This window comes from Pseudopedobacter saltans DSM 12145, from assembly GCF_000190735.1.
Taxonomy (GTDB): domain Bacteria; phylum Bacteroidota; class Bacteroidia; order Sphingobacteriales; family Sphingobacteriaceae; genus Pseudopedobacter; species Pseudopedobacter saltans.
Genome location: NC_015177.1, coordinates 1,021,197 through 1,033,768 on the forward strand (window position 1 = coordinate 1,021,197; position 12,572 = coordinate 1,033,768).

The 12,572-nt window shown below is 33.4% G+C and carries 12 protein-coding genes; all 12 read left to right on the forward strand.

Annotated features, from left to right (window positions below):
* Position 1: 1 nt before the first annotated feature.
* The 12 genes from PEDSA_RS04110 (at position 2) to asnB (ending at position 12,566) form a co-directional block, all read left to right on the forward strand.
* Positions 2-886 (forward strand): glycosyltransferase family 2 protein, encoded by an 885-nt coding sequence (locus PEDSA_RS04110; RefSeq protein ID WP_013631888.1) that lies wholly within the window; start codon positions 2-4, stop codon positions 884-886.
* Between the two features lie 20 nt (positions 887-906).
* Complete coding sequence (locus tag PEDSA_RS04115; protein ID WP_013631889.1) at positions 907-2,004, forward strand: glycosyltransferase family 4 protein; 1,098 nt, start codon at positions 907-909, stop codon at positions 2,002-2,004.
* A 52-nt stretch (positions 2,005-2,056) separates the two neighbouring features.
* Positions 2,057-3,298: a DegT/DnrJ/EryC1/StrS family aminotransferase gene (locus PEDSA_RS04120; RefSeq protein WP_013631890.1), complete on the forward strand. Its 1,242-nt coding sequence runs from the start codon at positions 2,057-2,059 to the stop codon at positions 3,296-3,298.
* Positions 3,299-3,309: 11 nt separating this feature from the next.
* Positions 3,310-3,945: a sugar transferase gene (locus tag PEDSA_RS04125; RefSeq protein WP_013631891.1), complete on the forward strand. Its 636-nt coding sequence runs from the start codon at positions 3,310-3,312 to the stop codon at positions 3,943-3,945.
* Positions 3,942-5,015 (forward strand): glycosyltransferase, encoded by a 1,074-nt coding sequence (locus PEDSA_RS04130; RefSeq protein ID WP_013631892.1) that lies wholly within the window; start codon positions 3,942-3,944, stop codon positions 5,013-5,015. Before PEDSA_RS04125 ends, PEDSA_RS04130 begins: the two co-directional genes overlap by 4 nt.
* 64 nt (positions 5,016-5,079) lie before the next feature.
* Entirely contained in the window at positions 5,080-6,108 is a 1,029-nt protein-coding gene (locus PEDSA_RS04135; protein ID WP_013631893.1) for a GNAT family N-acetyltransferase, read from the forward strand.
* Positions 6,109-6,254: 146 nt separating this feature from the next.
* Positions 6,255-7,058, forward strand: coding sequence for a phytanoyl-CoA dioxygenase family protein (locus PEDSA_RS04140; protein WP_013631894.1), 804 nt, complete (start codon positions 6,255-6,257; stop codon positions 7,056-7,058).
* A 54-nt stretch (positions 7,059-7,112) separates the two neighbouring features.
* Positions 7,113-7,649 carry a GNAT family N-acetyltransferase gene (locus PEDSA_RS04145; protein ID WP_013631895.1) on the forward strand — a complete coding sequence of 179 codons (537 nt, stop codon included), beginning with the start codon at positions 7,113-7,115 and terminating at the stop codon, positions 7,647-7,649.
* A gap of 4 nt (positions 7,650-7,653) precedes the next feature.
* Complete coding sequence (locus tag PEDSA_RS04150; protein WP_013631896.1) at positions 7,654-8,856, forward strand: O-antigen ligase family protein; 1,203 nt, start codon at positions 7,654-7,656, stop codon at positions 8,854-8,856.
* Positions 8,857-8,858: 2 nt separating this feature from the next.
* Positions 8,859-9,626, forward strand: coding sequence for a glycosyltransferase family 2 protein (locus tag PEDSA_RS04155; RefSeq protein WP_013631897.1), 768 nt, complete (start codon positions 8,859-8,861; stop codon positions 9,624-9,626).
* A 21-nt stretch (positions 9,627-9,647) separates the two neighbouring features.
* The gene (locus PEDSA_RS04160) at positions 9,648-10,727 is read left to right on the forward strand and encodes a glycosyltransferase (RefSeq protein WP_013631898.1); all 1,080 of its coding nucleotides are present in this window, start codon (positions 9,648-9,650) and stop codon (positions 10,725-10,727) included.
* Between the two features lie 18 nt (positions 10,728-10,745).
* Positions 10,746-12,566, forward strand: a complete 1,821-nt coding sequence (gene asnB, locus PEDSA_RS04165; protein ID WP_013631899.1) for an asparagine synthase (glutamine-hydrolyzing) — start codon at positions 10,746-10,748, stop codon at positions 12,564-12,566.
* Positions 12,567-12,572 lie beyond the last annotated feature (6 nt).

Consider the following 12,572-nt stretch of genomic DNA (forward strand, 5'->3'; position numbering starts at 1 on the left):
TATGGAGAATGAAGACATAATGGTTAGCATTTGTTGTATAACCTACAATCAGGAAAAATATATAGGACACGCTATCGAAAGTTTTTTGATGCAGAAGACTAATTTTAAATACGAGGTAATTATTGGCGATGATTGTTCAACAGATAGAACCTGTGAAATTATGGAAAGCTACTGCCAAATGCACCCCAATAAGATTAAACTATTAAAGAATGTACAAAATTTGGGCGGTACAAAAAATCAGGTTAAAGTAATACGTGAGGCAAAAGGGAAATATATAGCCATTTGTGACGGAGACGATTATTGGACAGATCCATTAAAGCTACAAAAGCAAGTTGATTTTATGGAAGCCAATCCAGACTGTGTTATTTGTTGTCATTATACAAAAGTAATTGATGAAGAAGGGAAGCTGGTATACGAACATCCGGAACCGAAGATGCTGATACATTATTATGAGGATCTATTAATCGGAAATCGAAAAGAGACACGTACGTCTTCTCTACTGGTAAGAAATACTAAAGAAGTAACAGATATAGATACCTATAACTGGTACTATAAAGCTTATGGAGCAGATGTAATGTTCAAATTGTTTATTCTTTCTAAAACAGAACAAAAAATTTACGTTTTACCCGAAGTAATGGGGGTTTATAGACTACATCGCGGAGGCATGTGGAGCTTGCTTGATAGCAAGATCAAACAAGATAGATCGATTAGTGATTTCAATATAATAATAGCGCATTTCCCATATTCTCGTCTTTACAAGAAAAAATTGCTGACTTATTATCTGAATAAATATTTTCTTTTTGAATTAAAAACATTGAATTTATCTCGGGCTTTTCACACCATTTATAGACTAACATTCACTTTTTGCGGAGTTAGCTATATATAATTCAGAAAATATCTATAACAATGAAATTAAAGCTACATTTTGTCATTAATAGTCTCCATGGAGGTGGGGCGGAAAGAGTTTTAAGCTCACTAGCTTCATTCTTTGACGCACAAGGACATGATGTATTAATTATCTGTCTCAATTATGCCAAATCCGCTTATGAAATCCCAAAAGGAATAAAAATTCATTATCTGCTAAAAGAGAGGAAGAAAGGTTTACTTTATAGAGGAGTTTACGCTTATTCTACATTGAAAATGTTGGTTGACATTTTTAAAAGAGACCGTCCAGACTGTGCGATATCATTTATGACAAGTGCTAATATATGGATGGGATTAGCTGCAAGGATAACAAAAACACCTTACATTGTATCGGAGAGAATAAATCCTGATCATATAGAAGAATTTAATTATTTACAGGGGCGTCTTCTAAAAGAAGTTTACTCTAAAGCAAAGAGTGTTGTGGCACCAAGCAGAGGGGTGGAAATAGCTATGTTACAGACAAAAGCACTTAGAGGGTTAGAAAACACAAAAGTTATTATTAATCCGGTAAAAGAATTAGGCAAAGTTTCTAATAATGTAATCCATACAAAAAGTTATGTTTTAGCTGTAGGACGATTAGACCGTCAAAAGGGATTTGATATATTAATAGAAGCTTTTTCAAAATTAAAAAAACATGATCTGGACTTACTTATAGTGGGAGAGGGCAACGAACGTAAGGCCTTGCAAGATCAAATAAACCGTTTAGGGTTACAAAATAAAATAAAACTGATTGGTGCTAAGAGTCAAATCCAGGATTATTATCATTATGCAGAAATATTTGTATTGCCTTCTAGAAATGAGGGCTATCCGAACGTTTTATTAGAGGCTTTAAGTATGGGATGCCCAAGTATTGCAATGGATTGCGAATTCGGCCCATCTGAAATTATAGTCCATGAGGAAAACGGCTTATTAGTGAAAGAAAAAACTGCAGAAGCTCTAGCCGCAAATATGGAAAGGCTACTATCAGACTCGTTGCTTAAGAAAAAGCTAAGTAACAACGCAAGACTAATTAATATCACCAATTCTTCAGAGGAAGTTTTTGCGAAATGGCAAAATTTGGTTTACGAATCTATTCAGTAGCCATACTCTATAAAAGTTAATCACGCTTTTAATTACAATAAATCTTATTGTTATGAAAATACCTTTTTCACCACCTTTTATCGATCAGGCTGTGATAGACAGTGTGATGGATACGCTAAGATCTAAATGGATTACATCTGGACCAAAAGTGAAAGAATTGGAACAAGAGATGTTAAATCTGACAGGTTCGAGAGCCGCAATTTGTGTTAACTCCTGGACTTCTGGAGCCATAATGATGTTGAAATGGTTTGGCGTGAAAGAAGGAGATGAGGTTATTGTGCCCGCATATTCTTATTGTGCAACCGCATTATGTGTTCTACATGCTGGCGCAAAGCCCGTTATGGTAGATGTTCTGGATGATTTTACTATAGATCCGATTAAAGTGCGATACGCTATCACCGAAAGAACAAAAGCCATTTTAGCTGTTGATATAGCCGGATGGCCTTGCAATTACAATTTGTTAAATGCGGTGATAAAAGATTCCGCTGTAACAAAGATGTTTTATCCGGAAACTGAAAACCAATTGAAACTGGGAAGAATCCTACTTATTTCAGATGCGGCACACTCTATTGGTGCTACATATGGTGGTGTACCGGCGGCTCAGAAAAGCGATATAGCTATTTTTTCTTTTCACGCGGTTAAAAACGTAACTACGGCAGAAGGTGGTTGTATTTGTCTAAACCTAACAGATAACTTTAATGTAGCAGAAGAATATACCTATTTAAAGATGTATTCTCTAAATGGGCAAACAAAGGATGCATTTACCAAGACAATGGGGTCTGGTTGGAGATACGATATATTGTTCAACGGACTTAAAATTAATATGCCGGATATTTGTGCAGCAATCGGCTTAGCACAACTTAGGCAATATAAAGATTTACTATTGCCGGTAAGAAAAAAAATAGCTTATAAATATAATAATACATTCAGCCTTTTTAGCTGGTTTGTACCTCCACCTTTATCAAATGATGAGAGGGAATCCTCTTACCATTTATTTCCGTTACGTATAAGAGATATTACAGAAGAAGGTAGGGATCAGATAATAGAATATTTGTCGGGCAAAGGAATAACTGCTAATGTTCATTTTATACCAATGCCGATGCTTACTTACTTTAAGAGTATTGGTTATGATATACAAGATTATCCAAATAGTTACAGACAATATGCATGTGAGATTTCTTTACCGATTTACCCTCAACTAACCAATGCGGAAATCGATTATATCATCGTAAATGTAGCCAATGCTGTTAAAGAACAGATTTATAAAACAAAAATGCTGAAAAAAGCATCCTAAATTTAAATGAAATGATTACTAAGCGGGTATTCGATGTATTGATGTCTATTGTAGGACTTATCGTACTTGCTCCAATATTTATTGTTATATCGGTTGCAATAAAATTTGGCTCTAAAGGAAACGTGTTTTATAAACAAAAAAGGGTAGGTAAAAATAAGTCCAGTTTTATTTTGTATAAGTTTAGAACGATGCAGAATGGAGCAGACAAGAAAGGCTTACTAACAGTAGGAGACAATGATGTAAGAGTCACGAAAAGTGGCAAATGGTTGCGTAAGTATAAAATGGACGAGTTGCCCCAATTATTTAATATTCTTAAAGGAGATATGAGTTTTGTTGGTCCCCGACCTGAGGTAAGTAAATATGTGGAGTTATATAATGAAGATCAACAAAGGATATTAAGCGTAAAGCCTGGGATTACTGATTGGGCATCTATTAAATATATTGATGAAAATGAAATTTTGGCTAATGTGCCAAATCCAGAAGAATATTATATCAAATATATAATGCCTTCGAAAGCAGAATTCAATTTGAAATATGTTGAGGAGCATAGTTTTATGATAGATTTAGAAATCATCTTTCTTACAGTCAAAAGCATATTTATGAAGAGCAGGCAATTAGTTAACGAAAATATTTTAGAATCAAAATGAAGAAATTACGAATTTTAGATTGGCCAAAACAAAGATTCTATTCGGAAACACATCCATTCTATAGATGGAAAAAGCAGTTCAGAGAAAACGGTCTTGATGTCAGCTGTCATCATAAACATACCGACAATGCTTTAAATGATACAGATTATTTGGTTATACATTCCAGGTATTTTGATATGGCCTGGCAAAACATCAATACCAGAAATAGTGAAAATACGGAACAAGTTATATCATTTTTAGAAGATATGCGTAAGAAAGCAAATAGAATTATTTGGTTTGACGCTGCAGACTCTACTGGTTCTCATGATTTTCCCATTATCCATTTGGTAGACGTTTTTTTAAAAAAGCAAGTTCTTAAAGATAAAAGTTATTATACGCAAAGAAATAACCTGCGTATTTGGTTAAACCATCAGCAACCGGAAACGCCAATTAATATTTTTGAACCATGTCCCGTCTCTGAATTAAAAAAAATAAAAGTAGGATGGAATATCGGACTTAATGATTATAGATATTTTGGATATAAAATGAGCAGATTAAGTAATTATTTAGGCTATTCATTGTATCCCGTAACATTTAGTGAAGTAGATAAATTTAGACCTATTGATTTAACTTTTAGAGGTACAATACACAAAGACAAAACAGGATCTTATAAAGTATCAGAGCAAAGAAATAAGGTTTTGGAATGTTTGGAAGACACTCTTCTTGTGGCAGTAAAAGGGAAACCAGTTGCTAAACGTCAATATTGGAAAGAGCTTAGAAACTCTAAATTATGTGTTAGCCCTTATGGCTGGGGTGAAATTTGCTATCGTGATTTTGAAGCGTTTATTTCGGGCTCTTTACTGGTAAAACCCAGTATGGAACATCTAGAGACTTATCCGAATGTGTTTTTACCCCACCAAACCTATATTCCTTTAAATTGGGATTTAGATCAACTATCTGAAAAATTGGAAGATATTATCCGCCAACCTCAAAAATATCAGGAAATTGCTATGGAGGGGCAAAAAATATATAAGGAAGTCATTTACAATTCACAAGAATTTATAGATCATATTAAAAAAATAGTTAGTTAGTGCTATAAATTATGAAAACACATATATAAGTCTTATAAACAGTTAGTTATAATTTATTGTTGTCATGGCACATCGCTTGATTAATTTTCAGCAATCAGAAGAATGGACAGCATATGTTCACCGTTCTGTAAATTATGATTTTTATCATACCTGGCATTACCACTCATTAGAAAAAGGAGGAGAGCCTTTTCTTTTTGTTTACGAGGAAGATGATGTTTTCATCGCCTTACCGCTTTTGAAACGAAAGATCACTAATTCAAATTTTTTTGATTTGACTTCTGTTTACGGTTATGCAGGGCCGATTTCAAATAAAGAATTCAAATCTGTAGATACACGCATTCTGGAAAACTTTAAAAATTGTTTTCTGGATTTTATGAGTACAGGAAAATATATCTGTGCTTTTTCCAGACTTAATCCATTTGCAGATCAAAAAGTTCTAATGGAAAAAATTGGTGGTATTTGTAATAATGGCAAAACTGTATATATAGATTTGTCTATTCCCATTGAACAACAAAGGAGCTGTTATGAAAAGAGGTTAGGTAAAGATATAAGACATTTAAGGAGGATATCTTATAGTATTTGTGAGGCAGTTTCTTCGGACGAAATTAAAATGTTTACAGATATGTATAATGAAAATATGCTTAGACTGGGTGCAGAAAGCAGATATTTTCATGACGAAGAATACTTTATAAAGTTAATTAAAAGTGAAGATAGCGATTGTAAGCTTGTAGTAATTTATGATGGGGAAAAGATGATCTGTGGGGCAGTAATTACCTGTTCCGGAAATATTATCAGGAGTCATCTTTCCGCTACAGCAACAGCTTATGTTAATCAATCACCTAGTAAACTACTTACAGATGAAATTAGTGTTATCGGTAGAAAATTAGGCAAAAGATATTTTCATTTAGGTGGGGGTGTAGCAGGTCATGAAGATTCTTTATTCAAATTTAAAGCAGCTTTTTCACCTTTATTTCTAGAAGATATAACATGGAAATTTGTATCGGACATGTTTGTATACGAAGATTTAGTAAAATCATGTAAAGACAATATAAACACAGACTATTTCCCCCTATATCGCAGTGCTGCCAGTTGAGAGGATAAGCATGAATTTTTTTGATTCCAAACTTCGATGCAATCATTTAAGAATGATAGTATAATCTTACATTAAGAGGCGGCTATAACAGCTTCATTTGCAAGTTAGAAATCATCTGCCAATAAGAACTCTAAAATCTTAATATCTTGGAAAATAGATTTAATTACTCAGAAGCCACTATTAGTGATTTCGAGTCGGCAATGGATCAATTTGGCTGGGTCATTTATGAAAATGCCGTTGAAGAAAATTTCATAAATGAAATTATTAATGATCTCGAACCAGCCTATTTACTAAGGAGAGCAATTCAAATTCAGAATGGAATAGAAGAAAACATGGAGGGAACCCTCCATCATCTGTTAGAGAAGGATAATTTTAGTATGCCTTTTTTGGAGCAGAAGTATTGTGATAAAGAAATGAAGCACTTTCTGAATGGAAATTATATTCTGAATGGTTTTAGTGGAGTGCTAAATTTTAAAAATTTTAAAGCTTATGTTCATAATATACATCGGGATATCAGAAGCTTTACCGGCAATTTTAAAATAGCAATTCAGATGATTGTTCCGCTGGATGATTATACGTTAGAGAATGGCGCAACTTATTTTCTTACCGGATCCCACCATATAGAAGATAAGCCTGATGAGCAATTTTTCTATATGAATGCCGATAGAGCCGTTTCGAAAAAAGGAAGTATCATCTTATTCGATTCTAATATTTGGCATGCAGTAGGAAATAATAATACAGATAACCCAAGAAGAGCCTTGACACTTACTTTTACCAGACCATTTTTTAAACCGCAGTTCGATTTTCCTAGATATCTTGGCTACGATTTTACAGATTACCTAAGTCCGCATTTAAAACAGGTTATTGGATATAATTCGCGTATTTCTGCCAATTTTCAAGAGTTTTACCAGCCACCCCATCTAAGAATGTATCAACCTGGCCAGGGATAGGAGACTTGAAAGATATCAGTAAACTTTTCATTGTCAATATTAAACAAAAATATTATGGGAAATTTGATTTACCTAAGACCATTGGTTCCGGAAGATGCAAAAATTTCTTATCAATGGAGAAATGATCCTCGTATTTGGGAGTTTACCGAGTTTAAACCAACTAGTATTATCACCGAAGAAATAGAGACAAAGTGGTTGGAAGCAAAGTTGAAAAAGGCTAATGATCAACGATTTGCTATATGTTTGAGTGATACGAATCAATATATTGGAAATATTCAGATCATTGATATAGAATCCAATAAAGGCGAGTTTCATCTGTTTATTGGAGAAAAGCAATTTTGGAGAAAAGGAATAGGGATGAACGCTGCTAAGCTTATCCTTCAGTATGGTTTTTTCGATATGAAATTGGAAATGATTTTCCTTTTTGTACATAAAAATAATACTGCAGCCCTTTCTATCTATGATAAACTGGGTTTTATAACCGTACATAAACGTCATAATCAGTTTAAAATGGTATTAACCAAATCCATGTATTTGTTAGAGAATAAATTCTCTGAGGATCGGATGACTGATAATGAAGCAATAAGTTAGTAAAATGAAATATATTGTTTTTCTATTGATGGTATTATATCTATATGTGCTAACATATGGAATTTTTATGACCGAAACTTTCAGGCTGCCTGCGCCGGTATTATTTGGGATACCTTTAGTTATTTTGTTCAACACTAAAGTTAAAGGTTTCGCTTATACAAAAGAGCTTATTGCACTGTTAATCGCTGTGTTTTTTTATTATGTTATAGGGTTACAAGAGCTTGAAACATTTGCTTCCTACGCCATAGGTATCTTAATGTGCAGTTTATTCTTCAATTATTTTATAGGAAATAGCGGGCTCAGATTTCGGACTTCGGTATTTATATTTTACACGTTATTGTTATTCTCTGCTGTTGTCATGGTCATGGATCATATTTATCCGGGTACTCGCCAAATTAGAGAATTATTGGTGGACGATAAAGTTGTGCAAAGTCCATCGGGTATTGCTGTTTATCAGTTTACTTTTGGTTATCAAATAGCAGCATTAACTCCATTTCTGTTTATTTATACCATTTTATATCAAAGATCATTCTTACTTAAATCATTAGTATTAGTTAGTTGTTTAGGGTTTCTTTATTTAGGCATGCAGAGATCTGCTTTTGTAGCCTTTTTAGCTTGTGTGTTAATTCTTACTTTACTGTATTACAGACACAAAGCATTGGTAATATGGTCTTTAGGTGCACTGGTAGGAATGCTTTTTTACACTCTGGTTTTAAAGGATAATACAGATGAACGAAATAATATTTTTGCAAAGAATGCCAATGACGGTACTGAGTTTAATCGTTCTGGATTAGCATTAGAAAATATAAACATATATTCCGATTATCCATTGGGGTTAATATTTTATGGGAAAAATTGGGGAGATGTTATTTACCGTAATCCTGTGTTTTCATCCGGTATAACCTCACATAATGCTTATCTCATGTTTATTACCTATTTGGGACCAATTGTTGGCCTCACACTCTTGTGGATTATTTATGCTAAGGTTTTAAAAATAAGTTTTCTAGCCTTAAAAAGGATACGTGATCCTGATAACGCATTATTAATTTGTTTGTGCTTCTCTTTTTTAGGTGTTTCTATAAATTCTTTATCACATAACGCCTGGTTAATCAGTGCTGACGGACCTACATTATTTTTATATTTCTCAATCTTGCATTTGTATAGAATGAAAAACCAGGATGATTTTAAAACCTTAACAATTACTTAATTATGTTACTCTCTTTTGTTATCCCAACATATAATAGATCAGAAAAAATAGTAAGAGCTGTAGAAAGCATTTTAAGACAGCCAAATTGGTCAGATTATGCTGAAATTGTTGTAGTTGATGATGGATCTACAGACAATACGGCGTCTGTTCTGGAAGACTATGTCAACAAAAAGCAAATCAGATTAATTCGACACGATTCCAATAAAGGCGTTGCCCAGGCAAAAAACACAGGTATCTTACATGCAAACTATCAGTACGTGGTGCTTTTAGATTCTGACGATTTGCTTCGCGAAAATGGAGTCGAATATTTGGTAACACAGTTGAAAGCTATTGATACTGATTTATTTTTCGTGGGTACTGAACGTATTAGAAATGGCGAGTTAATGTATAACCCCAATTTTTATGGCTATAAAAGTTACTTGGAAATGATTACGGCACCGATTGGAGAATATTTACCGATAGGGCGAACAGAGGTTTTACAAAGTAATTTATTAGAAAATCTTAGAGGATTTGAAGGCATAACTTGGTTAAAAATAGCGAGGAAAGGATATAAAGTTTTTTACGACCAAGAGTCTCTAGTGCGTTGTGATGACGTTGGAGAGGACAGGCTTTCTAATAGATTTAGTGGCTTTAAAAATGCAAAAAAAATGAACGCAGGTTACAAAAGATACTTAAACGAGTTTCGGTCTGATCTAAAACGACTGAATTATAGAAATTATTTGAAAATGAGATTTAAAAGTTTTTGCTATTCCATATTTAGTATACTATAGTTTCTGTCTTGCACCTATAATATGAAAAAAAAAGTATTTTTTATGCTCAGCCATTTGGGAGCGGGCGGGTCAGAACGTGTTTTCTGGATTTTATCACAACACTTTGATAAATCCGCTTTCGAAGTCAGTTTAGTTCTCTTAGATTCTAGAAACTGTTTTTTCTCTACAGATTTAAAAGATGTTAAATTGATTCATCTAAATACAATCAGAGTATCTACATCTTTTTTAAAATTATATAAATTGATTAAAAAAGAACGTCCTTATGCTGTTTTTACAACCGGAGGACACATTACCGGTTTGCTTAGTTTGCTTTCTGTTTTTGTAGATATTCCCGTGCTTATCGGAAGAGAATCTAATTTACCAGAGTTCATGACTAAACTGGGTGGGATAAAAGAAAAGCTTTTAGATTACTTTGTTCCTTTAACCTATAAACGAATAAATATTGCTGTTTGTCAATCAATAGATATTAAATATTCGCTATCTACTCATTATAGAATAGATAGAAATAAATTGGTTGTTATTCATAATCCTGTTTTGCCTAATAATTTTAAGACAAAAGAAAATTCGAATAGTGAAAAGAAAATTATCATTGTTGGGCGCTTGGCTATACAAAAAGGAATCGTTCCTTTTTTAGATATTATGGCAAGGTTACCGTCAAATTATTCGTTAAATATTGCTGGAATTGGACCTTTGGAAGAAGAAATAAGATTTAAAATAGAAAAATTGGGATTAAGTGATCGTGTGAAATTGCTGGGGTTGGTTAAAAATATAGCAGAACTCATTAGTCAACACGATGTGCTTGTATTACCATCCGTAGCAGAGGGTTTTCCTAATGTTGTCTTAGAGTCGTTGTCTGCGGGAGTTCCTGTTGTTGCTTTCAGAGTAAGTGGGATAATCGAACTATTAAAAAATGATTTTAACGGATATATTATTGAACCTAATGATTTTGAATCTTTCGAAAAATCAGTTTTAAAAACCTGCAGCAAATTTTGGGATACAGAATTAATTAAAGACGATGTAAATAAAAGATTTGGGGTAGAAAAAATAGTTAGACAGTATGAGAATTTACTTATGTCAACCAACAGTTTAAGTCTTAAATAAATATAATTTGCTAATAATATGTGTGGAATTTACGGATCTACTATCAAGTATAGCGATGACGTTGTACGTTCGAAACTTGGCATTATAAATTTTAGAGGACCTGACTATTGTGGAATTATGCAAATTGATGACGTGACACTTGGACACAATAGGTTAGCAATTTTGGATCTGGACTCGCGTTCAAACCAGCCACTAAGTTATTTTCATCTCCAAATAGTATTTAATGGAGAAATTTACAATTATAAAGAAATAAAGGAAAAACTATTAAAAAAAGGATATAGGTTCTCTACTAAATCGGATACAGAGGTTATTTGTGCAGCGTATTTGGCTTACGGTAAAGAATGTTTAGACCATTTTAATGGTATGTTTGCTTTTGTAATATATGATTCGACAAGAAAGCGGTTCTTTGGTGCAAGAGATAGGTTGGGAAAAAAACCATTGTACTATAGTCACCAGGGGAGGTTATTTGAATTTGCCAGCCAGTCTTCTCAAATTAAAATAAATAGGGAGTTTTCGCTGGACAACCAATCTGTAAATGATTATTTGATTTGGGGATATATACCGGAACCAAATTCTATTTGGAAAGAGGTAAAGCAATTACCTGCAGGAAGTTTCTTTGTGTATGACCTTGAAAAAGGTGCATTGGAAATTGATAAATATTGGGATGTCGATTATGACCGTAAAAATATCTTCAGCGGTACTTATGACGATGCAAAAATTAAGCTGAAAGAGATTTTAAACGATGCGGTTTCGATAAGAATGCATGCGGATGTTCCATTGGGTGTTTTTCTTTCCGGAGGAATCGACTCGTCATTGGTAGCGGCTATTGCAGCTAGTAAAAAAGATAAAGTCAAGACTTTTTCTATTAAATTTCAAGAAAAGGATTTTGATGAAAGTCAATATGCGATTCAAGTTGCCGAGCATTTACGAACAGAGCACCATACAATCTTGTGCAACTATGATGAAGGAATAGATTTGATTAATAATTTTTCTACTTATTATGATGAACCTTTTGCGGATTCCAGTGCAATACCTACTATGTTATTAAGCAAACATACCAGAAAACAGGTTACTGTTGCTTTAAGTGGAGATGGAGGTGATGAAGCTTTTGCCGGATACGAAAGATATAAATGGATAAATCTGGTAAACAAAAGCATATTCAAATTACCATTACCAATAAGAAAGCCTATAGGAAAACTGGTATCTATGTCGCCAAAATACAAGCATAAACTAATAGGGTTGGGAGTTGGAGAAAAGGACATAGAAAGCCTTTATATCAAAATGCTTGGAGGACTAGAAAACTCCTGGATTAAAGATCCTGAAAAAGGAATGCCGACTCCCTTTATGCATATTTTCGAAAATAAATCTGATAAAGACTTTTTAGAAAGAATTTCTGATTTTGATATAAAAACCTATTTAAATGGCGATATCAATACTAAAGTAGATAGAGCTTCAATGGCTTTTTCTCTCGAATCCCGGGCTCCGTTAATGGATTATAGAGTGGTTGAATTTAGCAGAAGTCTGCCGTTAAGTTTTAAATATAACCGCGGAAATCAAAAAATGATACTGAAAGATGTTTTATACGATTATTTGCCTCATAGACTATTTGATAGACCTAAATCCGGCTTCACGATGCCTCTCAAAGATTGGTTTAGAAATGAGTTAAAATCGTATGTTATGGACAACCTTTCTAGCTCAAGTTTACAAAATATTCCAGGGATAAACATCCAGAGAACACAGGAAATTATAAAACAGCATATGGATGGCAAATGGAATAGATATCCACAAATATGGAAATTGCTAGTACTATCACAGTGGTTGAAAAAACATAATTTCTGATGGATT

What these genes read in the sequence shown, in the direction of transcription:
- PEDSA_RS04135 (WP_013631893.1), top strand. Translation starts at nt 5,080, where the DNA reads ATGGCACATCGCTTGATTAATTTTCAGCAATCAGAAGAATGGACAGCA.
- PEDSA_RS04145 (WP_013631895.1), top strand. Translation starts at nt 7,113, where the DNA reads ATGGGAAATTTGATTTACCTAAGACCATTGGTTCCGGAAGATGCAAAA.
- PEDSA_RS04150 (WP_013631896.1), top strand. Translation starts at nt 7,654, where the DNA reads ATGAAATATATTGTTTTTCTATTGATGGTATTATATCTATATGTGCTA.
- PEDSA_RS04120 (WP_013631890.1), top strand. Translation starts at nt 2,057, where the DNA reads ATGAAAATACCTTTTTCACCACCTTTTATCGATCAGGCTGTGATAGAC.
- PEDSA_RS04130 (WP_013631892.1), top strand. Translation starts at nt 3,942, where the DNA reads ATGAAGAAATTACGAATTTTAGATTGGCCAAAACAAAGATTCTATTCG.
- PEDSA_RS04155 (WP_013631897.1), top strand. Translation starts at nt 8,859, where the DNA reads ATGTTACTCTCTTTTGTTATCCCAACATATAATAGATCAGAAAAAATA.
- PEDSA_RS04115 (WP_013631889.1), top strand. Translation starts at nt 907, where the DNA reads ATGAAATTAAAGCTACATTTTGTCATTAATAGTCTCCATGGAGGTGGG.
- PEDSA_RS04160 (WP_013631898.1), top strand. Translation starts at nt 9,648, where the DNA reads ATGAAAAAAAAAGTATTTTTTATGCTCAGCCATTTGGGAGCGGGCGGG.
- PEDSA_RS04125 (WP_013631891.1), top strand. Translation starts at nt 3,310, where the DNA reads ATGATTACTAAGCGGGTATTCGATGTATTGATGTCTATTGTAGGACTT.
- PEDSA_RS04110 (WP_013631888.1), top strand. Translation starts at nt 2, where the DNA reads ATGGAGAATGAAGACATAATGGTTAGCATTTGTTGTATAACCTACAAT.
- asnB (WP_013631899.1), top strand. Translation starts at nt 10,746, where the DNA reads ATGTGTGGAATTTACGGATCTACTATCAAGTATAGCGATGACGTTGTA.